Origin of the sequence: Kosakonia sp. (assembly GCF_032052965.1) — a bacterium.
Lineage (GTDB): Bacteria > Pseudomonadota > Gammaproteobacteria > Enterobacterales > Enterobacteriaceae > Kosakonia.
Genome location: NZ_DAMBVN010000003.1, coordinates 157,397 through 180,463, shown reverse-complemented (window position 1 = coordinate 180,463; position 23,067 = coordinate 157,397). Strand labels below are relative to the sequence as shown.

Genomic DNA, 23,067 nt, shown 5'->3' with positions numbered 1-23,067 from the left:
GGAGCGCAAAATGATCACTGTGCAAAACCTCAACCTGGCGTTTGGCGAAGGGGAGAAGCGGAACCAGGTACTGAGCGATGTCTGTTTTTCGGTGCAGGCTGGCGAGATCTTCGGCCTGGTCGGGGAATCTGGGTCGGGTAAAACCACCGTGCTGAAGTGCCTTGCCGGGCTGTTTACCCACTGGGATGGCGCGCTTTCCATCAATCATCAGCCGCTGGAAAAACGCCTTAGTCAGCCGCGTTGCCGGCTGGTACAAATGGTGTTTCAGGATCCCTACGGGTCGCTGCACCCGCGCCATACCATTGGCGATATTCTTGAAGAGCCGCTACACATTCATGGCATTCACGACCGCGATCGGCGTATGAATACCTTGCTGGATAAGGTCGGATTGAGCCGCGCGTTTCGCGATCGCTATCCTCATCAACTCTCTGGCGGGCAGCGTCAGCGTGTGGCGATTGCCCGGGCGCTGATCCTTGAGCCTCGCGTACTGCTACTGGATGAGCCGACCTCGGCGCTGGATGTGTCGGTGCAGGCGGAGATCCTCAATTTGCTGGCGGCATTGCATCAGGAGTCGCACCTGACTTACCTGATGGTCACTCACGACCTTGGCGTGATTGCCCACCTGTGCCAGAAAGTCGCGGTGATGCAACACGGCAGGATCCTGGAAACGCTCACGGTGGATGACCTGGTCAGCGGGGCAGCGCAAACGCCGTATACGCAAATGCTGGTCAATGCCAGCCAGCGCTACAGCCGTGAAATGGCGCGGGAAGTGGCAGCGTATTAAAGGAAGGCAGGCCGGAGAAGGCAGTTGTGCCTGATCCGGCCTGGCGTGCGACTAGCGCAGTAACGGGCAATCTGGCGGCAGCCGGCATTGCAAGGCGTTGGGTAACACTTCTATGCGAAAATGTTCGCCGCGCAGCGGTTCGCCGTCGAGGTTAAAAGTGATCTCATGAGGGGCACTGATTTCAAACCACGCCGACTGACCGTCGACAATGTGCGGGTTGTCATCCGGCTGTGTCAGGGTGGTGAACAGGGCAGGCAGCAGTTCATCGCCGGTAAAAATACGCAACTGCAATAAGCCATCGTTGATCAACGCCTGCGGGCAAAGCTGTTGCCCGCCGCCCGCCTGGCGCCCGTTACCTATGCCAATCACCAGCGCATCGCCCTGCCAGTGAAAATTGTCGCCACGAATTTCACAGCGGTCGGCTTTCAGCATATCCATGCGCATCAATCCGTGGATCAGGTAAGACACTCCGCCTAGCGCCGCTTTCAGTTTTTCCGGCGTTTCGCTGGTAATGCGCGTCCCAAAGCCGCCCGTCGCCATATTAATAAAACAGGTTTCATCATTAACCCTGGCGATATCTACCGGTACGGCTTTGCCAACAATCGCCAGTTGCAGCGCTTTATCCAGCGTTTCGGGTATGGCGGCGCTGGTAGCAAAATCATTGGCGGTGCCGAGCGGTAAAATGCCCAGTGCCGGTACAGCGTCGCCTGCGCATTCCACCAACGCTGTTGCCACTTCGTTGATGGTTCCGTCGCCACCGGCCGCAATCACCGTTGCGACGCCAAGCTGCTCTGCCTCTTTGACGTAACGTCCGGCATCGCCTTTTTCCCAGGTAACCCGAACCTGAATATCCATACCTTCTTCGCGAAGGAGTGTCACTGCCTCGCGTAGCGTCTCGTCACCGGCGCTTTTACCGTTGAGGATCAATAAGCTTGTGGGAAATTTGCGCATCCTTTTTCATCCTGGCTGAATAACATTAGAAAGTGTATCTCATGAAAAAGGGTAGTTGAGTAAAAGCGGATGAAGAGAGAAAAAATCAGCCTGCGTAAGGGAGATTACGCAGGCTAAGGAGGTGGTTCCTGGTACAGCTAGCATTTATGGGTTATGTTTTTCAGCGACAGCGATAATACCCATATTAACCGCAACGGTATGTGATCCGATTCTAAGAATCTTACCCTGCAATAAATAACCGTGCTTAACTATCCCTCTGCACTCAGGCGTGCGGATTTCGCGTCGACTGCCCGGTAAAATTACGCATCAACAATGCGTATTCCAGCGCCATATCTTCCGGTACGGGGAACCAGACTGTGTATCCGTCGCCAGGGGCGACAGGCATGGCTTCGCCTTTGGCGTTTTCCATATGCTCAAGGGTAAAATTGACGTTGCCCTGCGGCGTCATCAGTTCGAGGCTATCGCCCACCGAGAATTTGTTTTTGACCGCCACTGCCGCGAGGTGGCCTTTGCGTTCGCCGGTAAATTCGCCAACGAACTGCTGGCGCTCTGAGACGGAGTAACCGTACTCGTAGTTCTGATAATCATCATGGGTATGGCGGCGCAAGAAACCTTCGGTATAACCGCGGTGCGCCAGTCCTTCCAGCGTTTCTAACAGCGAGGCGTCGAACGGTTTACCTGCGGCGGCATCGTCAATGGCCTTACGGTACACCTGCGCAGTGCGGGCACAGTAGTAGAAAGACTTCGTGCGGCCTTCAATTTTCAGCGAGTGCACGCCCATTTTTGTTAGCCGCTCAACATGCGCGATGGCGCGCAGATCTTTCGAGTTCATGATGTAAGTACCATGCTCGTCTTCAAACGCGGTCATGTACTCACCCGGACGCTGGGCCTCTTCAATCATAAACACTTTGTCGGTCGGCGCGCCGACGCCCAGTGTAGGTTCGATGTTTTGCACCGGGATCGGCTCATGAACATGGACGATATTGCCAATGGCATCTTCTTTGCCTTCCTGCACCTTGTATTCCCAGCGGCAGGCGTTGGTGCAGGTGCCCTGGTTCGGGTCGCGTTTATTGATATAACCCGACAGCAGGCAGCGACCGGAGTAGGCCATGCACAGTGCGCCGTGAACGAAAATCTCAATTTCCATATCCGGCACCTGGGTGCGAATCTCTTCGATCTCTTCCAGCGACAGTTCACGGGAAAGGATCACCCGGCTCAGACCCATTTGTTGCCAGAACTTCACCGTTGCCCAGTTGACGGCATTCGCCTGAACGGAGAGGTGAATTGGCATGTGCGGGAAGTTTTCGCGCACCATCATGATTAACCCCGGATCGGACATGATCAGCGCATCCGGCCCCATATCCACCACCGGTTTCAGGTCGCGGATAAACGTTTTCAGCTTGGCGTTATGCGGAGCAATATTCACCACCACGTAAAATTGTTTTCCCAGCGCATGGGCTTCATTAATGCCGATTTGCAGGTTTTCGTGGTTGAATTCGTTATTACGCACGCGCAAGGAATAGCGCGGCTGGCCCGCGTAAACGGCATCTGCGCCGTAGGCGAAAGCGTAACGCATATTTTTCAGCGTTCCCGCCGGGGAAAGGAGTTCCGGTTTAAACATGATGTTCTCATTCTGATGACAGGTCAGATAGCTTCACCGGGGTGAAGCCGTAGGGGAGTTCCCCTAAATTTAGGGCGGGAATTGTAGCGCTGCGGGCGGGGGGAGTAAACCTGCGCGTTACTGCACGCGCAGGTATTTACCGTCGGCACTGACGTTATGACCAAAACCGCAATTCATCGGGTCATCGGTCTGGGCTTCCAGGGTTTGCATATCTGCCGATAGCGCCAGCGAAATGGTGCATTGCGAAATATCATCATGCAGCTTAATGTCGCCTTTACCGTTTGTAAGCGTCACTTTCTCGGAGAACTCCCCGAGGTTTGGCCCGGAATAAAGCCCCATGATCCCAAACGAGTAACCTGCCCAATCGGCCTGATAGCGCGCATTGCCGTCTGCTTTCAGCGTCAGCACTTCCCATTCACCACGCCCGGCGTATTGCCAGTACTCCCCGGCGGCAGAGGTCGGCTTGGGCAGCGCTTGCAGCTTGTCCTGAATGCGCGACAGATTGTACTGCGACTTCTGATCGTCTGGCATGATTTGCAGCCAGGCTTGTGCCTTGCGATATTCGCCCTGGCGGATCCACGTCAGCGCCACGTTATTGTAAGCCGTCGCCATGAGCACATCATTGGGCTGATCTTTGCCATATTCACATTGCTCAATCCATGCGGCTTGCTGTTCGAAAGCCTCTCTGGCTTTGGGGTAATTTTTGGCCTGATAATATTGGTTGCCCTGTTTGGCGTAATCGGTAATTTTGGCGCAGTCGGCGGCAATTTGAGCCTCGGTAATCTCCGCCTGGCAGCCAAACGCAGCAAATAGCAGCGTCAGCGCGCCGTAACCATATTTCCTCATCATCCCTTTCCTTTTTTGTGGGCCACGCGATTTGCCGCATCGCCTGGTGTTATGACTGTCGATAAAACGGCCATTTTTGCGGGAGCTATCATACAGAGGATGGTGCCCTTGTTCGCGGTAAAATACCCTACCAGTAAAGATGGGTCTGTCGCCTGTGTTGCTCCCCAGCTTATACTGACGGTGGGCTGTCGGGGCCGTGTCGGGCGGCTGTCGGGTCAGGATCGTGTTCCCGGCGCCAGGATTAAGCGACACTGCAAGCCGGTTATCTGTGGAGAGAAAAGATGAGTAGCAATAAAGTAAAAACGCTGCGTCTTGCCCGCGCCTGGTCTCAGGAGCAGCTTGCAGAGATGGCCGCGTTGAGTGTCAGAACGGTGCAGCGTATTGAGAATGGCGATCATCCTTCACTGGAGACATTGAGTGCACTGGCAGCCGTCTTCGGCGTGAGCGTGACGGCGTTGTCCGGTCAGGATGAAGCGGGTGACGACGCGCTGGATCAACGGGTGCAAGCCGCGCGGGAAAAGGTCGAGGCCGAGGGTAAATTCTGGCGTTCGCTGCTGACGGGGGTGATTGTTTGCGTTTTTCTCTTTTTCCTGAATCGCAGTACCGCGCCGGAAAGCATCTGGTCACTGTGGGTAGCGGCAATGTGGGGAGGATTGTTGCTGGTGAAAGGGTTGCGTTTGTTTGTGTTTGACGGGTGGATTGCGCAGTGGCAAAAGCAGCGTTTACAGCGTCTGGTGCGCAAATAAGCCTGTGTCGGGCGGTTAGCCCGCCCGACACGCGCGGTTATGCCAGTTTGCAGGCGTCTGCTTCCCAGCGATACCCCACGCCATACACCGCGCGGATGAAAGATTGCTCCTCGTCCAGCGCTTCCAGTTTACGGCGCAGATTCTTGATATGGCTGTCTATTGTCCGGTCGGTCACTACACGGTAGTCATCATAAAGATGATTGAGCAGCTGCTCGCGAGAGAAGACTTTACCCGGCTCGCTGGAGAGGGTCTTCAGCAGGCGGAACTCCGCCGGTGTTAAATCCAGCAATTTGTTGTGCCAGCTCGCCTGGAAACGCCCCTCGTCTACGATTAGTGGGCTTTCTGCATCCAGCGCCTGCAGCTCACGTTGTGGTTTGCAGCGGCGCAGAATGGTTTTCACCCGCGCCACCACTTCGCGTGGGCTGTAAGGTTTGCAGATGTAATCATCTGCGCCAATCTCCAGCCCCAGCAGGCGGTCAATCTCTTCGATTTTCGCGGTCACCATAATGATGGGCACATTGCTGAAACGGCGAATTTCACGGCACAGCGTCAGGCCATCGGTTCCCGGCAGCATCAAATCAAGCAGCATCAAATCCGGTGGCGTCTGGCGCACATACGCCAGCACCTGGTCACCATGATTGATCAGCGTTGGTGCATAGCTGGCCGCGCGCAGATAGTCGATCAACAACTGCCCCAGCTTGGGTTCATCCTCAACGATCAAAATGCGTGGCGTGTTTTCATCAATGGGTAACTCAGTCATATGTCTCTCGATTTTTCGCGTTCAAGCGGTAGTTCAACTGTAATGCTAACCCCGCCAAAAGGCGAGTGCGCGGCATGGATAGCGCCACCGTGCGCCTCCACAATATTTAAACAGATAGCAAGCCCTAACCCGGAACCGCCGCTGGCGCGGTTACGGGAACCTTCCGTGCGATAGAAGCGTTCGAACAGCCGGGTTAGCTGCTCATCACTCACCCCTGGCGCGCTGTCGGCAAAAGACATGAGCAGCTTGCCATTCTGGGTTGTCGCCCGGATAGACGTTCCGCCACCGGCATCGGTATACCGTAAACTGTTCTCCAGCAGGTTATTGAACAGTTGCATCAGCCTGTCAGGATCGCCAAACACAATGGCACGCGGTGGCGCTTCCAGTGACAGTGTCAGGTTGCGGCTGGCGAAGCGCTCGCGAAACGCGCCCGCGGCAATCTCCAGCAGCGAAACCACATCCAACGGCGCACGCTGATAGGCCAGTGCGCCTTCATCAGACATTGAGAGCTGGTGCAAATCATCCACCAGTTTGGTAAGTGTGCCCACTTCCGCCTGCAAGGACATCACCGACTCGGGAGTGAACTTACGCACGCCGTCCTGAATCGCTTCCAGTTCACCACGCAGGACCGCCAGCGGGGTGCGCAACTCGTGGGAGATGTCAGCCATAAAGTCGCGGCGCATCTGCTGGTTTTTCTCCAGCGTACTGGCCAGCAGATTAAAATCGCGTGCCAGGCGCCCCAGCTCATCATGGCTGCCGGGTGTCACCCGGGTTGAAAAGTCGCCGGAAGCCAGTTTATGCGTCCCTTCGACCAGCCGTTTAACCGGTGCCAGCAAGCCGCGCGCCAGCGGGAAGGTGGCGATCGCCGCCAGCAGGGTGGCAAGCGCCACAATTAACCAACTGGTGCGCTGTTGTTGGCGGTCAAAATTGATGTCGGTATTACGTGTCAGCCGCTCAATGGGCGAGGCGATAACCCAGCCCACGGTCTTGTGATTAACCTGAATGGCTTTGCGGGTACCGTCGTCCGGTACAGGCGAACGGGGCCCGACCAGGACGTTGTTATCCAGATCAACCACCCAAAACCGGGTGCGCCAGCCAGGCGGTGGCATCCCCGGCCCTGGCGGGCCCGGTTCCCGTTCGGGCTCACCTTCCGGAACGGGAGGCATGTCACGATCTCTTTCGCCGCCCATGCCTTCTTCCATACTGGCTCCAGGGCCACGAATGTTAGTGTACGGCGGGTTGCCACCATGATCCTCGTCATGCTCATTTTCGCGCTCAAACGATCGCAGCAACTGGAAAATCATCCGGTTATTGTTACGTAAGAACTGCCAGCTGCCGTTCTGGGCGTACTGTTCTGCCAGCGAGTCGCTCAGCATCTGCAGACGTTGCTCATTACCCCGCTTAACGTAATCGATAAAGCCGCGCTCAAAACTGATTCGCACCGCCCAGTGCATGGTGATCAGCAGCACAATGCAGGTCGTCAAAATGGCGAGAAACAGTTTGGCCGTAATGCCCGGCCGCCAGAATTTCATGATTGACTCCTTTTGCGCCGGGCAATGACGACGTTTTTGCTGGCGTCATCCGGGACGCGAGCGAAAAGCAACGCCGGTAGTGCAATCACCACTGCCATGCTGAGATAAGCGTACAGAAAAACATGATGCGCCATACCGCTGCCAGCCGACAGATGCTGCGAGCCAAAGAGCCCCAACAGCAGACCCGCGACAGTGACACCAATACTCATTGATAACTGCATAATCATCGATAACAGGCTGTTGCCGCTGCTGGCCAGTTCGTCCGGCAGATCTTTGAGCGTCAGGGTGTTCATTGAAGAGAAACGCATGGAGTTAATCATCCCCTGGCAGAACAACACAACAGGCAACACGTAGTACCAGCCAAGCAGGGCCACACTCATAAACAACAAGCTTACTAATGCCAGTCCAAGCGTTGAGCAGACCAGCACCCGGCGGTAGCCGAAACGGTTGACTACCTGCACAACGATACGTTTCATTCCCATGCTACCCAGCACCATGGGGATCATCATTAACCCCGCATGAAACGGGGAAAAGCCGAGGCCAATTTGTAAAAACACCGGCGTCATAAACGGCAACATGCCGCTGCCCACTCGCCCGGCAAAACTGCCTGCCAGACCAAGTGAAAAGGTTGGGGTACGGAACAAACGTAAATTAAACAATGCGCCATCATTGCCTTTTGCATGCAGCAGGTAGGTGATAATGGCAACCGCGCCCACGGCGACCAGCAGCGCGAGCGCCAGGGGGGAAAGCCCCAGCCCTTTATGCCCGTCGAGAGCCAGCGTTAGCGTTGCCATGCCGCAAGCCAGCAAAACAAAACCGGCGATATCAAAACGGCGGGTTTGCAATGTGTAATTCGGCATCAGGGTGAGGGTCGCGATAGCGCCGATAATCCCCACGGGCAGGTTAATCAGGAAAATCCAGTGCCAGGAGGCGTACTCCACCAACATGCCCCCCAGCGCCGGGCCGAGCAGTGGCCCCACCTGGCCGGGCAGGGTGACGAAGGTCATGGCCGCCATGTATTGATCGCGCGGCACGATCTTCATCACCGTCAGCCTGCCGACAGGCACCATCATTGCACCGCCAACGCCTTGTAGCACACGCGCCATCACCAGTTGATCGAGCGTGGAGGCTTGCGCGCAGAACAGGGAGCCGGCGGTAAACAGCACGATAGCGACGAAGAAAATATTGCGCACGCCGACCCGATCCGCCAGCCAGCCGCTGGCGGGCAGCATAACGGCCACTGTCAGAACGTAAGAAACCACCACCATATGCATATGCAACGGGCTCTCCCCCAGGCTGGTGGCCATGGAGGGGAGGGCGGTATTCACAATCGTCGTGTCCAGTGATTGCATAAAGAAGCCAAAGGCGACGATCCAGAGTTGCCAGCGTATGTTTTTAGGGAGTTCATTCATTCACTAACGGGCTCTCTCTCATGGCGGCGAAAACGCAGGCGCAGGCGATCAAAAAACAGATAGACCACTGGCGTGGTATACAGCGTGAGTAACTGACTCATTACCAGACCGCCAACAATGGTGATCCCCAGCGGCTGACGCAGTTCCGACCCATCGCCGCCAGAAATCACCAGCGGTAGGGCGCCAAACAGCGCCGCCAGCGTGGTCATCATAATCGGGCGAAAACGCAGCAGGCAGGCCTGGAAAATAGCCTCTTCGGCATTCAGGTTACCCTGGCGCTGTGCTTCGAGGGCGAAGTCGACCATCATAATGGCGTTTTTCTTCACGATGCCAATCAATAGCATAATGCCAATTAATGCAATCAGGCTAAAAGGAGCATTGAACAGTTCCAGCGCCAGCAGTGCGCCTACCCCGGCCGAAGGCAGGGTTGAGAGGATAGTCAGCGGATGGACATAACTCTCATACAAAATACCCAGTACGATATAGACCGTGGCGATGGCCGCCAGGATCAGGATCACCTGGGAATTCATCGTCTCCTGGAACACCTGAGCAGTTCCGGCAAAACTGCCTCGCACGCTGGAGGGAACGCCGAGCTGGGTCATGGTGCGGTTAATGGCATCGCTGGCCTGAGATAACGACGAGCCGGTCGCCAGGTTAAATGCGATGGTCGAGGCCGCAGACAATCCTTGATGGTTTACCGACAGCGGCGCATTGGCCGGACGCCAGTGCGCAAAATCGGAGAGCGGGATCGATTTGCCTTCGCTGTTGATGATAAACATTTTATCCAGCGCGCTTATGTCCTGGGTGTAGCGCGGATCGACCTCCATCACTACTTTGTACTGGTTCAACGGTTGATAGATGGTCGAAATCTGCCGCTGACCAAACGCGTTATTCAGCAGGCTGTTGGCTTCCTGCACGCTGATGCCAAGGCGCGACATGGTGGCGCGGTCATAAACCAGATTCATTTCAGCGCCATTATCTTGCTGATCAGAGTTCACGTCCGCCAGTTCAGGCAGGGCGGCGAGGGCTTTACGGATCTTTGGCTCCCACTCGCGCAGCGCGCTCAGATCATCCGACAGCAGCGCATACTGATAGCTGGCATTGGCTTGTCTGCCGCCGACGCGAATATCCTGTACTGCCACTAAAAACAGACTCGCACCCGGCTCTTTCGCCAGCTTGCCACGCAGACGATCAATCACCTGCTGGGCGGTTTCATGGCGCACATCGCGAGATTTCAGGGTAATAAACATCATGCCGCTGTTAACCCGCGAGCCACCGGTAAAACCGGTAACATTATCCACCGCCGGATCGTCGCGGATGATCTTCATAAAATCCTGCAACTTAATACGCATCGCCTGGAAGGAGATGCTCTGATCTGCCTGAATGCCACCCATCAGCACACCGGTATCCTGCTCCGGGAAAAACGTTTTGGGGATGGTGATATACATCCAGATATTTAGCGCGATGGTGGCGAGCAGTACCACACCGACCAGGCGGGCATGGTTTAGCACCCATTTTAAAGAGCGGGCATAGTGTTGCTGAAGGGCAATCAACAGGCGACCTACGCCGCGTTCACGGGTACGCGAACGCGGCTGATGGCGTTTCAGCAGCCAGCCGCACATCATGGGAGTCAGTGTCAGCGAGATCGCCAGCGAAATACCAATCGCCACGGATAGCGTCACGGCGAATTCCCGCAGTAGCCGACCAGGCAGGCCCGCCATCAAGAGCAGCGGCAGGAACACCGCCACCAGCGAAATACTCATCGACAGTACGGTAAAACCCACTTCCCGCGTGCCTTGCAGTGCCGCCTGCAACGGTTTCATGCCCGCCTCGAGATGGCGGGAGATATTCTCCAGTACCACGATGGCATCATCCACCACGAAGCCCGTGGCAATGGTCAGCGCCATCAGCGACAGGTTATTCAGGCTAAACCCACACAGGTACATGGCGGCAAAGGTACCAATTAACGACACCGGTACTGCCACTGCCGGGATCAGCGTTGCCCGCCCCGATCGCAGGAACAGAAATACCACCAGGATCACCAGCGCAACGGAAATAATCAGCGTTTGCTCGACTTCCGCGAGCGATGCACGAATGGTCGGAGAGCGATCCTGGGCGATTTGCAGGTCAATTGCCGCCGGAATGGTCTTTTGCAGCCCCGGCAGGCGCGCGCGAATACTGTCGACGGTTTCAATAATATTGGCTTCCGGCAGTTTGCGGATCATCAGCAAAATCGCCGGTTTGGCATTGGTCATCCCCGCGTTGCGCACGTCCTGGACTGAATCCGTGACTGTTGCGACATCGCTTAAACGCACTGCGGCACCGTTATTGTGGTGAATAATCAATGGCTGGTATTCGGCGGCGGTTTTCAGTTCATCATTGGACTGAATCTGCCAGCGGTGCGTACCATCTTCCACAGCACCTTGCGGCCGGCGCACATTGGCGTCGCTGATGGCGGTGCGCACAGCATCCAGTGAGACGCCTTGATTAAACAGCGCTTGCGGGTTGAGATCGACCCGCACGGCAGGCAGCGAGCTGCCGCCTACATCCACATCGCCGACCCCCTGGATCTGCGCGATGGTTTGCGCTAACTGGGTCGAGGCAAAATCGTACAACTGGCCCTGCGAGTACGTGTCTGACGTAAGCGTCAGGATCATGATCGGCGCGTCAGACGGATTGGCTTTGCGGTAGGTCGGGCGGCTGGGCATCCCGCTCGGCAGCAGGCTTTGCGCAGCATTGATCGCAGCCTGGACATCGCGCGCCGCGCCGTTGATATCGCGGTCGAAGTTAAACTCCAGAATAATTCGCGTGCTGCCCAGTGAGCTGGTTGAGGTCATCTCGCTGACCCCGGCAATACGGCCGAGTGAGCGCTCCAGCGGCGTGGCGACCGACGAGGCCATGGTTTCCGGCGCGGCGCCGGGCAGCGAGGCGCTGACCATGATCACCGGAAAATCCACCTGCGGCAGTGGGGCGACCGGCAGCAGCCGGAAGCCGAGAATGCCGCACAGCGTAATGGCCAGCGAAATCAGAATCGTGGCCACCGGGCGGTAAATGAAGATCGCAAAAAACTTCACTTACGCCTCCTCTTCACGCCGGGGGAAGCGGTTTTTCGCCCACAAAGCCAGCTGGTCGAACAGCAGATAAATAACCGGGGTGGTAAACAGCGTCAGCACCTGGCTGACCAGTAAGCCGCCGACCATGCCGATGCCCAGCGGGCGGCGCAGCTCCGCGCCAACGCCTGTGCTCAGCATTAATGGCAACGCACCGAGCAGGGCCGCCAGCGTGGTCATCAGGATCGGGCGGAAACGCAATAAGCAGGCCTGGAAAATGGCCTCCCGCGGCGACATGCCCTCTTCACGCTCGGCGGCGAGGGCGAAGTCGATCATCATGATGGCGTTTTTCTTCACAATGCCGATCAGCAAGATAATGCCGATAATGGCTATCACGTCCAGTTCGCTACCGGATATCAACAGTGCCAGTAGAGCGCCCACACCGGCGGTGGGCAGCGTGGATAAGATCGTGATCGGATGGATAAAACTCTCATATAACACGCCGAGCACGATATACATTGCCGCCACAGCGGCCACAATCAACCAGATCGTACTGCCCAGCGCGGCCTGGAAGGCCAGCGTACTGCCCTGGAACTGGGTAGTAATGGTGGTCGGGAAGTTGAGCGTTGTTTCGCTATCGAGAATAGCCTGTACCGCTTCGCCGAGTGAATAACCGTCGGCCACATTAAAAGAGATGGTGGTGGCAGGGAACTGATCCAGGTGGTTGATACTTAGCGGGGCATAACGCTGTTCAACTTTGGCAATCGACGACAGCGGCACGACGCCGCCATCGGTGCTGGTCAAACGGATATTATCCAAAGCAGACAGGCCAGGCGTTTGCGCCGTATCGTGCTCCAGCACCACGCGATACTGGTTAGCCTGAGTATAAATCGTTGAGATCAGTCGCTGGCCAAAAGCGTTGTAAAGGGCGTTATCCACATCAGACAGGGTAATACCGAGACGACTGGCGCTGTCACGATCAACGTTCACATAGGCCACCAGGCCTTTATCCTGCCAGTCGCTGCTAACATCGGCGAGCTGCGGCAGCGCCTCTAATTTACTGACCAACTGCGGCACCCAGGTACTCAGGGCGTCCAGCGAGTTCGCTTGTAAAGTGAACTGATACTGTGTGCGGCTGACCTGAGTATCGATGGTTAAATCCTGGATCGGTTGCAGGTATAACGAGACTCCAGGCACTTTCGCCGTTGCCTGCTGCAAACGTTCGATCACCGCTTGCACGCGATCGTCGCGTTCATCCAGCGGTTTTAGATTGATTTGCAAGCGCGCGCTGTTCAGAGAGGGATTGGTACCGTCGACGCCGACAAACGAGGTCAGGCTCTCTACCGCCGGATCCCGCAAAATAACGTCTGCTGCCTGGCGCTGGCGCTCGGCCATGCTGGCGAAAGAGGCCGATTGCGGCGCTTGCAGCGTCCCCTGGATAATGCCGTTGTCCTGCACAGGGAAGAAGCCTTTCGGGATCACCACCCACAACATGATCGACAACAATAACGTGCCCACGGCGACGCTCAGCGTCAGCCACGGGTGATTAAGCACTTTGGCCAGTAACCGACCATAGGCGGCAATCACCCGCTCGAAGAAACGCTCGGAGGCACGCGAAAAACGGTTCTGCTTGCGCAAGGATTCTGCGCTCAGCATGCGTGCGCACATCATGGGCGTCAGCGTTAGGGACACCACCGCCGAGATAAGGATTGCAATGGCCAGCGTAACGGCGAATTCACGGAAAAGGCGGCCCACAATGTCGCCCATAAACAGCAGCGGGATCAACACGGCAATCAACGAGAAAGTCAGCGAGATAATGGTGAAACCAATTTCGCCCGCACCTTTCAGCGCAGCCGCCAGCGGTTTTTCGCCCTTTTCGATATATCGCGAGATGTTTTCAATGACCACGATGGCATCGTCCACGACAAAGCCGGTAGCAATGGTGAGCGCCATTAACGTCAGGTTATTGATGGAGAAGTCCAGAAATACCATCGCCGCGAAGGTACCTATCAGCGATAGCGGAACGGCAACACCAGGAATAATGGTGGCGGGAATATTACGCAGGAACAGGTAGATGATCATCACCACCAGCGCGATGGCCAGCATCAGTTCAAACTGCGTATCGCTAACCGAGGCCCTAATATTGGTAGTGCGGTCAGACAACACTTTCACGGTCACCGATTTCGGCAGGCTTTCAGTCAGTTGCGGCAGCAGCGTGCGAATACTGTCGGCGGTATTGATAATGTTCGCGCCGGGCTGGCGCTGCACGTTCAGCACAATCGCCTGTTGCTTATTCGCCCATGCGCCGAGCCAGCTATTCTCTGCCCCTTGTTCGACCGTGGCGATATCCCCCAGACGGATCGGTGCGCCATTTTGATAAGCCACAATCAGCTGACGGTACTCCTGCGCGGATTGCATTTGATCGTTGGCTGAAAGGGTGATGGCACGGGTCGGGCCGTCGAGACTACCTTTCGCCGAGTTAACGTTGGCATTACTGATGGCGGTACGGATGGTTTCGCTGGTCAATCCCAGCGCGGCGACTGCCTGCGCATTGAGCTTGACGCGAACCGCCGGGCGCTGACCACCCGAGAGCGTGACCAGGCCGACGCCAGAAACCTGGGAAATTTTTTGCGCGACCCGGGTTTCCACCATGTCTTCCACCTGCGTCATCGGCAGGGCAGAAGAGGTGACTGCCAGTGTCATGATTGGCGGATCCGCCGGGTTCACTTTGCTATAAACCGGCGGATTGGGCAGATCGGAGGGCAACAGACTGTTGGCAGCATTGATGGCTGCCTGCACTTCCTGTTCCGCCACATCCAGCGGCAGGGTGAGCTGGAATTGCAGCGTGACCACCGAGGCGCCGCCAGAGCTTTGCGATGCCATCTGTTTTAACCCGGACATTTGCCCAAACTGGCGCTCAAGCGGTGCGGTCACCGCCGAGGTCATGACATCGGGGCTGGCACCGGGATAGAGCGTTACCACCTGAATGGTGGGGTAGTCCACTTCTGGCAAGGCAGAAACAGGCAGGAAGCGGTAACCGATAATCCCGGCAAGCAGAATGGCCACCATCAGCAATGTGGTGGCGACGGGACGCAAAATAAACAGGCGCGAAGGGCCGCCGGTTCTCCCTGGCGGTAACAGTTGCATCAGGCGCGCGCTCCCCTGGCGGGATTTTCACGCCTGGCTGGTATCTCCTGCGCGCTCTTAGCATCCACCACTTCGACTTTAGCCCCTTCCGTCAGACGATCAATACCGTCTGTCACTACCCGATCGCCAGCGGATAACCCGGCGGCGATCACCACTTTCTGGCTGTCCTGGATCCCTGGCGTGACGATGTGTTTATTGACCTGATTTTTGTCATTCAACACCCAGACGAAGTTACCTTCATTACCCATTTGCAGGGCAGCTGCCGGGATCACGACCGCATCTTGTTGCGTGGACACCAGCATTCGCGCATTGACGAACTGGTTGGGGAACAGCAAATCATCCTGATTATCAAAACGGGCCTTCAGCTTGATGGTGCCGGTTGTCGCATCGATCTGGTTATCCAGGCTTAACAGCGTACCGCTGCTGAGCTTCTGTTTATTGGTGCGATCCCAGGCTTCAACAGACAATGCCTGCCCGTTTTTCTGCGCCTGCATAACGGTGGCAATGTCGCTTTCCGGCAGGCTAAACACCAAATCAATGGGATGAGTCTGCGTCAATACCACAATGCCCGTCGTGTCGCTGCTGCTGATTTGATTACCAATATCAACCTGTTTTAAACCCACGCGGCCTGATACCGGCGCGGTAATACGGCTCCAGTCGAGTTGTAACTGCGCACTGGCGACGGCGGCTTCATCCGCTTTTACGGTACCGGCTGATTCGGTGACCAGCGCTTGCTGGGTATCCAGATCCTGGCGGGAAACAAGGCTGGTTTTCGCCAGTTGCTGATAGCGCGCCAGGTCACGACGGGCATTCGCCAGAGTCGCCTGATCTTTCGCCAGTTGCCCTTGCGCCTGCGCCAGCGCAACCTTGAATTCGCTCGGGTCGATTTCGGCTAACAGATCGCCTGCTTTCACCTGCTGGCCTTCCTGAAAGTGGAGCGCCAGCAGTTGGCCGCTGACGCGGCTGCGCACGGTGACGGTGTTAACGGCGGTGATAGTGCCAAGACCGGAGAGATAGCGGGGTACAGATTCATGCGTTGCCTGAGCCGCCTGTACTGGCGGCAGTGCGCCGCCTCGCATACCATGGCGACCGCCCCCCGGGCCCGGGCCCGGGCCCTGCATTTGCGCGGTTGCAGCAGGTGAGTTCTCTTTATGACTGAAGTGGTACCAGACAGCGGCAATCGCCGCGATGACCACGACCGCGACAATCGCGCGGCTGAAACTAACACTGCCTTTCATCGTAATATGTATCTCATCCAAAAAACGATTGCCGCAATAATACTAGTTTAGTAATGCTATGCCGCAGAAAAATGGAGGAAAAATGAAACACTGTCTGGAAACGTATACAAGGAATGGTAATTTGCGTTAGGGGTATTCTGGCGCAGAAAATAATGCCGGGTGGAGGACACCCGGCAGAAGATTAACGGAACAATACCTGCGCCCAGCGCGCCAGTCCCGCCGTTACAGAACCGAAATCGTCTCCGCCCGCGATGGGAATACCAGGGAGCGTTTCCGCCAACGCTTTTTTGATAATGGGTGAGCGGGCGCTACCGCCTGTCAGGTAGATCACTTCCGGCGTGGTGGTGCTGTTTGCCAGGGCCAGTTGCACCTGCTCAAGGATCCGCTGTAACGGCTGGTTGAGTGCTGCTTCCAGTCCCTCCTGGCTGATGGATGTCGCCAGGCTGTCGCTAATAAACGGCAATTGCGCGACGGTGTCTGCCTGTTCTGAGAGGGCAATTTTACTCTCTTCAGCGCTGCGCACGAGGCGGTAGCTAAGACGCTGACGCCACACTTTATGCAACAGTGCGACTTTGTCAGCGTCGCGCGCATCGCGCAGCAGATCATTCAGCAACCGGCCATTCGCCGCGCTGTAAAACTCCGTCTGCGCCGGCACATCGTTTATTGCCACTGCGTTCCACCACGGCAGGATCGGCAGCGCAATGCCTTTTTCTGTCTGTCCGCCCATGCCGAGTAACGGCATCAGGTTTTTAAACGCCAGCGCAATGTCCAGATCGTTACCACCCACGCGGCAACCACTGTGGCCGAGCAGGCTGTCAGCACGATCCTGCCTGGCGCGCCATTGCGGCCCCATTAACAATAAGGAGCAGTCGGTTGTTCCGCCGCCGATGTCGACAACCAGAACACGTTTCTCTGCGCTGAGCGTGGCTTCAAAATCGAGCCCTGCCGCCACGGGTTCATACTGGAAAACGACATCGCGGAAGCCCGCGCGTTTGGCCGCCCGCGCCAGGATCCCCTGCGCCTGCGCGTTGGCTTCTTCTCCGCCCAGCCCCTGGAAGTTGATCGGGCGACCAATCACTGCCTGGTCAATGTCTTCAGGCAGTTGCGACTCGGCCTGCAGGCGAATGTGTAGCATCATGGCGCAAACCAGATCTTCAAACAGCGCGATTTGCTGGGGTTTTAGCCCGCTGGCACCCAGGAAGGACTTCGGCGATTTAACGAAGTACACTTCTTCCGGATCGCTGACATACTGGCGCAGTGAGGCGAGGCCAAACTGCACACTGTTTGTCGAAACCTCAATATCTTCCTCGCGGTTAAAGCTGACCGCCCGGCGCAGCAACGCCTGGGTTTCGCTTCCCGTTGCCGGAACCTGATGATGGCGGAACAGCCATTCGCTGACCGCTTCGCGCGTAGGTGCGCAAAGCATCGACGGCAGCAGCGTGCTGCTATTTTCCATGGTCAAAAGTTGCGGCGTATCGTCGCGCATGACGGCGACTGAGCAGTTCGCTGTACCGTAGTCAAAACCTACAAACACGTAGTGATCCCCATGCCAGTGAAGAAGGGGGGCGACTTTAGCCGAATGCACGTCAGGCGACAACCGGAATATGAAAGCAAGGCGCAGATCCGCTAAGGTATTTATGCTGTTAGCCTCACACTTCAGGAGTTGTTATGTACACACTGCGTTGGCAGCCGCCCTACGACTGGGCGTGGATGCTGAGTTTTTTAGGTGCGCGTGCGGTAGCGGGCGTCGAAGCGATCGACGAAATGCGTTATGTGCGCTCGTATGCCCGGGACGGTTACCGGGGGCTGATTACCGCGCAACCGGATGCGGCGACGGCAACGCTCAATATTACTCTTAGCGAAGGCCTGAAGCCCATCGCCGATCATTGTCTGCAGCGGGTGGCCTGTTTGTTCGATCTGCAGTGCGATCCGCAATTAATCGGTTCTGTGCTGGGCGAGTTAGGTGCCGCGCGCCCCGGTTTGCGTTTACCCGGTTGTGTCGATCCTTTTGAGCAAGGGGTTCGCGCTATTTTAGGGCAACTGGTGAGCGTGGCGATGGCGGCAAAACTGACGGCAAAGGTGGCACAGCGCTACGGTGAAGCGCTTGAAGAAGCGCCGGGTTTTATCTGTTTCCCCACGCCGCAGCAGTTAGCACAAGCCCGGCCGGAAGATCTAAAAGCATTAGGAATGCCGCTTAAACGTGCCGAGTCATTGATTTATCTGGCGCAAACGGCATGTGACGGGCGTTTGCCGCTTTCACAGCCTGCCGATGTGGAACAGGGAATAAAAACGTTACAGACATTTCCGGGTATCGGACGCTGGACGGCAAGTTATTTTGCGCTGCGTGGCTGGCAGGCACCGGATATTTTTCTGCCAGATGACTACCTGATTAAACAACGCTTCGCCGGAATGACGCCCGCGCAAACCCGGCGTTATGCAGAGCGCTGGCAGCCGTGGCGTTCATATGCCTTGCTGCATATATGGTATACGGATGGCTGGCAACCTGACGAGCAATAAAGCTTTCGGTCTGGCCGCCTGGCACCCGGTCAGCGTGTGATTTTCTACGGTATGGCGACCTGGAGGGTATGCGCCCTCAGTTGATGGCGAAATAACTGGTATTGAGCATTAAATCCAGCGGTTGTGGCTGCGAAATAATATCGCCATAAATTAAATCGATACCGATGCCGGATAGCGTATCCATCATCAAGGGCTGATTGGTCGGCCCGGCGATGCTCTTCAGGCCAAGGCGCTGGGCGTGATTCTGGATAATGGTCACCATCATCTCATCCATCAAATTGCCCTGTACATTGGCCACCAGCCCTGGCTCCAGCAGTAAATAGTCGGCCATATGGGGGGCGAGGCGGTTGAACACCTCCAGATCGTGACCAATATGACTCAAAATGATGCGGCAGCCAGCATGACGCAGGCGCTTCATATTTTCTGTCAGGGTTGGGCCTTCATGCATTAACGCATCGGCATCGATCACCAGGTGCAGCAGACGTCCCGGCATTGGGCCATGTTCCAGCAGATCCAGCAGCTCATCCACCAGTGGTACGCTGGCAAGCCCGGAGACGGAGAGTGGCAAAGCAATGCCCAGCCCTTTCCCGGCGACGGCAGTGGCATGATTACGAAAGAACTCGTGGAAGACGCGGCGATCGAGCGCGCGGATCAGTTCTGACTCGGTTAAGCCAGACCGGAAAGCATACTCCTCCATGACTTCTCCTTCGCTGGTCCACAAACGCAGGGAGATCAGCCAGAAATTACAGGCTTCGGGCACGCGTGGTGAGGCAACACCGCGCGCAATTAACAGCAGATGGTTGTCTTTGATCATGTGCCACTGCTCGTCCTGCGACATCACGTTGCGTTCTTGCGTCATCATGTCCTGCTGCGGCTCGTAAACGGTCACCACGCCGCGGCCTTTATTCTTCGAAGCATAGAGCGCAATGTCCGCCTGCGACATCACGTCGGTCGCCTGGTGGTTGTTCTGATCAATAAGTGTGATGCCGCAACTGGCGCCGATCCGGTGCTGACTGCCTTCCCACGCAAAAGTGTAATCATTGATGGCCTCGACAATACGCCCGGCAATATAGCGTGCGCTTTCAATATTACAATCCGGGAGTAACAGGCCAAACTCATCGCCGCCGAGGCGGGCGAGGATGTCGGTAGAACGTAACATGCTCAGCATTAGCGAGGAGATTTCGCGCAGCAATGCATCGCCAGCCGCGTGCCCGGCGCTGTCGTTCACCGCTTTGAAACGATCCAGATCGATAAACACCAACGCATGGCGCAGCGGGAATTCCTGCACGGTCACCAGCAGGCGTTTCAGGTGGTTTTCAAAGCTGACGCGGTTTGCCAGGTGGGTGAGGGCGTCGTGAGAGGCGCTGTAACTCAGTTGACGCAGCATTTTACGTGATTCGGTGACGTCCTGAATGACCAGTACCGAACCGATATTTTGCCCGTCCAGCGTACTGAGTGGCGTAATGCTGTAATGGATATCGAAATGGCCGCCTGTCCGGCAGTGCAAAACCACATCCTGTTCAATATCCGAACGGGACATATCTCCGCTGTGAATATTTTCCATCGTCGGGCCGTGATCGCCAAAGGTGATTCGCAACACGGTGAGCAGCGGTTGCCCCATCGCCTGTTCTTGCGACCAGCCGCTCATCTTTTCAGCCACCGGGTTCATAAAGGTGACATTCATTTCGACATCTGTACAAAGCACGGCTTCGCCGATGGAGTCCAGCGTAATGTGCAGGCGCTCTTTTTCCTGGAACAGCGCGTCGTTAAGTTGCTTAACCTCGGTCATATCCATATTGACGCCCAGCAGGCGTTCAACTTCGCCGTTTTTGTTCAGTACCCGGTTCGCCAGCGCACGAATATGGCGAATGCCGCCTTTTACGTTAATGCGGAACTCTAGCTTAAAGGCGATGCGTGCGACCAGCGAGTCGCGAATCACGCGTTCGATTTCAGCGCGGTCTTCCGGCACCACACGCTCATACCACAATTGCCAGGTGGGCTTGATGTGCGAGGGCACTTCGTACATCTCGAACATCCGCTTATCCCAACTGATAATGTCTGGCTCCAGCTCCCACTCCCAGATGCCAATACCGCCAGCTTCGTTGGCGAGCGTAATGCGCTCCATTAACCGCTTATTTACCCATTCGGTCTGTTTCAGATCGTTAATGTCTTCTATCTGGGCAATAAAGTAGAGCGGCGTACCGTCTGCATGGCGCACTACCGAAACGGCGAGTAACGCCCAGACCAGATCGCCACTGCGGGTGTAATACCGTTTCTCCATGGAGTAGCTGGGGATCTCGCCGCGCACCAGCTGCGCCATCTGTTCAAGATCGGCACTCAAATCTTCCGGCCAGGTCAGCTGTTGAAAGGTCATTAAACGCAATTCTTCCTGGCTGTAGCCGAGAAACTTGCACAGCGCCTTGTTGGCCTGAAGCCACTGGCCGTCGGTTCCTACCAGTGCCATGCCGATGGCCGAGTATTCCATGGCGTTACGAAACCGTTCCTCACTCTCGGTAATGTGTTTGCGCTCCGCGCGAAACGCGTACATCACCATCGTCATCACGTTAACCGGAAGCAGGATCATCAGGAAAGGCAGCCAGGGGGCGTTGATCATCACGCCGGTTCTTGGCTGGGTAATCAGTTGCGGGTCAAGCGCGATGACCATTGAGACCATCATCACCGTACTCAGGAACACTAAAAATGCTTCGACACGTGGCAGCCGCACCGCGCTCCACATCAACAGCACAATCACGGCGGTGAAGGGCCAGGGCAAGTAATGCAGCGCCAGCCAGCTCAGTACCAGCGTGGCCGCAAGGGTCGCGAGGGTTTCCACCAGCAATTGCGGTTTACGGTGACGTAATAAATAGTGCGGTTTAAATAGCAAACCCAGCGGCACCAGGGCCAGCGCGGCAATCGACTCGGATAAAAACCACGTCAGGAAAGTGCGCAGCAGCGAGTCGCCCGGTACCAGCAAGCAGACCAGAACGGCCCCGACCAGCGGAGGGATCAGCGCGCTGCCGATAGCGAGGCGGATCCAGTCACCGAGATTTTGCAGCGGGTTGTACCAGGGGAGCAGTTTGCGCAACAAGATAGCGCCGACGGCAGCTTCGACAATATTGATTGCCGTATAGCGTAAATCGACATAATTCACCGAGAAGAGAAAGACGGTGGCGGCCACATTGCCTAATACACAGGCGAAAGCAATGCCCGGCCACATCCGCCCGGCATGACGATAAAAGGCGACGGTCATAATGACGGTCGGAAACCACAGCGGCGCGATCAGCGTGCCAAAACGAATCAGCTCAAGCGAGAACAGGGTGAAGATAAAAGAGAGCAGACCTAAACTGACGAGCCGCAGTCCAGGATGGGGTGTGGTAACCAAAACGCGCTGGTATTGTTTCTTCATTACCGCCTAATCCGCAAATCCTGTTCCGTCGGGAACGGAGTCCGGACGTATAAATTTGAATTTTGGATTATGCTAGTACAAACAATTTACAATTCCTATGGTAGCCGCTCATAATTTGACATCATAATGATATTAATTACTTAGTCGGTCGAAAAATGGCGCACGCTGCGTCATTTTTGCACGTTTAAATTTGCCCAAAGTCACTCTGCTGGCTGAAAATCCCCGCCGTTTGCCATGGCCTTCATCACGCGCGTATTCGACTGGTATCGCGACCGCGAAATCCCTATAATTGCCGCGTTTGACGCCCCGGCGTCGTCCTTCCTTTACATCCAGGTTAATCAGGTCGCTAAATTTATGACTGATAAGTCTCATCAGTGCGTCATCATCGGTATCGCCGGCGCCTCCGCTTCAGGTAAAAGTCTTATTGCCAGTACACTCTATCGTGAGCTGCGCGAACAGGTTGGTGATGAACACATTGGCGTTATTCCGGAAGACAGCTATTACAAAGATCAAAGTCATTTGTCGATGGAAGAACGTGTCAAAACCAACTACGACCATCCAAGCGCGATGGATCACAGCCTCTTATTCCAGCACTTACAGTCTATTAAGCGCGGCGAAGCCATTGAATTGCCCGTGTACAGTTATGTCGAACATACCCGTACGCAGGAAACGATTCTTATTGAGCCTAAAAAAGTGATCATCCTTGAAGGGATCCTGCTGCTCACGGATTCCCGCCTGCGCGGTGAGATGAACTTCTCAATATTTGTCGATACCCCGCTGGACATCTGCCTGATGCGCCGTATCAAGCGCGACGTGAATGAACGCGGGCGCTCAATGGACTCGGTCATGGCCCAGTATCAAAAAACGGTGCGTCCGATGTTCCTGCAATTTATTGAACCTTCCAAACAGTACGCAGATATCATTGTGCCGCGCGGGGGTAAAAACCGTATCGCCATTGACATCCTGAAAGCCAAAATCAGCCAATTTTTTGAATAATACATGTTAGGCTGTAACACTCAGTATTAACTCACTGACCCCTGAGGAAACTTCAGGGGGA

The 23,067-nt window shown here is 56.0% G+C and carries 15 protein-coding genes; 4 read left to right on the top strand and 11 right to left on the bottom strand.

All coding sequences use genetic code 11. The features are described from left to right. Window positions 1–10: 10 nt before the first annotated feature. Window positions 11–784 carry an ABC transporter ATP-binding protein gene (locus RTX30_RS05955; protein ID WP_312687791.1) on the top strand — a complete coding sequence of 258 codons (774 nt, stop codon included), beginning with the start codon at window positions 11–13 and terminating at the stop codon, window positions 782–784. 51 nt (window positions 785–835) lie between these two features. Here RTX30_RS05955 and yegS read toward each other — a convergent pair whose 3' ends face one another. The 3 genes from yegS to RTX30_RS05940 all read right to left on the bottom strand — a co-directional run bounded on the left by yegS (window position 836) and on the right by RTX30_RS05940 (window position 4,202). Then, complete coding sequence (yegS, locus tag RTX30_RS05950; RefSeq protein ID WP_312687789.1) at window positions 836–1,735, bottom strand: lipid kinase YegS; 900 nt, start codon at window positions 1,733–1,735, stop codon at window positions 836–838. A gap of 262 nt (window positions 1,736–1,997) precedes the next feature. Next, window positions 1,998–3,356: a tRNA 5-hydroxyuridine modification protein YegQ gene (gene yegQ / locus RTX30_RS05945; protein WP_312687787.1), complete on the bottom strand. Its 1,359-nt coding sequence runs from the start codon at window positions 3,354–3,356 to the stop codon at window positions 1,998–2,000. A gap of 117 nt (window positions 3,357–3,473) precedes the next feature. Beyond that, a complete protein-coding gene (locus RTX30_RS05940; RefSeq protein ID WP_312688214.1) occupies window positions 3,474–4,202 on the bottom strand; it encodes a tetratricopeptide repeat protein in 729 nt (242 codons plus the stop codon). Window positions 4,203–4,483: 281 nt separating this feature from the next. On the opposite strand from RTX30_RS05940, the gene RTX30_RS05935 reads away from it, so the two are divergent. Then, complete coding sequence (locus RTX30_RS05935) at window positions 4,484–4,948, top strand: helix-turn-helix domain-containing protein (protein WP_312687785.1); 465 nt, start codon at window positions 4,484–4,486, stop codon at window positions 4,946–4,948. A 37-nt stretch (window positions 4,949–4,985) separates the two neighbouring features. On the opposite strand, the gene baeR is transcribed toward RTX30_RS05935, so the two are convergent. The 7 genes from baeR to yegD form a co-directional block, all read right to left on the bottom strand. After that, on the bottom strand, window positions 4,986–5,708 hold the full coding sequence (gene baeR, locus RTX30_RS05930; RefSeq protein WP_312687783.1) for a two-component system response regulator BaeR: 723 nt from the start codon (window positions 5,706–5,708) through the stop codon (window positions 4,986–4,988). Continuing rightward, window positions 5,705–7,240: a two-component system sensor histidine kinase BaeS gene (gene baeS, locus RTX30_RS05925; RefSeq protein WP_312687781.1), complete on the bottom strand. Its 1,536-nt coding sequence runs from the start codon at window positions 7,238–7,240 to the stop codon at window positions 5,705–5,707. The genes baeR and baeS overlap by 4 nt, the downstream gene beginning before the upstream one ends. Next, window positions 7,237–8,652 (bottom strand): MFS transporter, encoded by a 1,416-nt coding sequence (locus RTX30_RS05920; protein ID WP_312687779.1) that lies wholly within the window; start codon window positions 8,650–8,652, stop codon window positions 7,237–7,239. Before RTX30_RS05920 ends, baeS begins: the two co-directional genes overlap by 4 nt. Then, window positions 8,649–11,726, bottom strand: a complete 3,078-nt coding sequence (gene mdtC, locus RTX30_RS05915) for a multidrug efflux RND transporter permease subunit MdtC (protein ID WP_312687777.1) — start codon at window positions 11,724–11,726, stop codon at window positions 8,649–8,651. The genes RTX30_RS05920 and mdtC overlap by 4 nt, the downstream gene beginning before the upstream one ends. After that, entirely contained in the window at window positions 11,727–14,849 is a 3,123-nt protein-coding gene (locus RTX30_RS05910; RefSeq protein WP_312687775.1) for an MdtB/MuxB family multidrug efflux RND transporter permease subunit, read from the bottom strand. Then, window positions 14,849–16,087 (bottom strand): MdtA/MuxA family multidrug efflux RND transporter periplasmic adaptor subunit, encoded by a 1,239-nt coding sequence (locus RTX30_RS05905; RefSeq protein ID WP_312687773.1) that lies wholly within the window; start codon window positions 16,085–16,087, stop codon window positions 14,849–14,851. The genes RTX30_RS05910 and RTX30_RS05905 overlap by 1 nt, the downstream gene beginning before the upstream one ends. A 181-nt stretch (window positions 16,088–16,268) precedes the next feature. Further along, window positions 16,269–17,621 carry a molecular chaperone gene (gene yegD / locus RTX30_RS05900; RefSeq protein ID WP_312687770.1) on the bottom strand — a complete coding sequence of 451 codons (1,353 nt, stop codon included), beginning with the start codon at window positions 17,619–17,621 and terminating at the stop codon, window positions 16,269–16,271. Window positions 17,622–17,755: 134 nt separating this feature from the next. Here yegD and alkA point away from each other — a divergent pair, with 134 nt between their 5' ends. Then, window positions 17,756–18,604 (top strand): DNA-3-methyladenine glycosylase 2, encoded by an 849-nt coding sequence (gene alkA / locus RTX30_RS05895; RefSeq protein ID WP_312687768.1) that lies wholly within the window; start codon window positions 17,756–17,758, stop codon window positions 18,602–18,604. 76 nt (window positions 18,605–18,680) lie between these two features. Here alkA and RTX30_RS05890 read toward each other — a convergent pair whose 3' ends face one another. Beyond that, window positions 18,681–22,010 carry a diguanylate cyclase gene (locus tag RTX30_RS05890; RefSeq protein WP_312687766.1) on the bottom strand — a complete coding sequence of 1,110 codons (3,330 nt, stop codon included), beginning with the start codon at window positions 22,008–22,010 and terminating at the stop codon, window positions 18,681–18,683. A gap of 354 nt (window positions 22,011–22,364) precedes the next feature. On the opposite strand from RTX30_RS05890, the gene udk reads away from it, so the two are divergent. Next, window positions 22,365–23,006: a uridine kinase gene (gene udk / locus RTX30_RS05885; protein WP_312688212.1), complete on the top strand. Its 642-nt coding sequence runs from the start codon at window positions 22,365–22,367 to the stop codon at window positions 23,004–23,006. Window positions 23,007–23,067 lie beyond the last annotated feature (61 nt).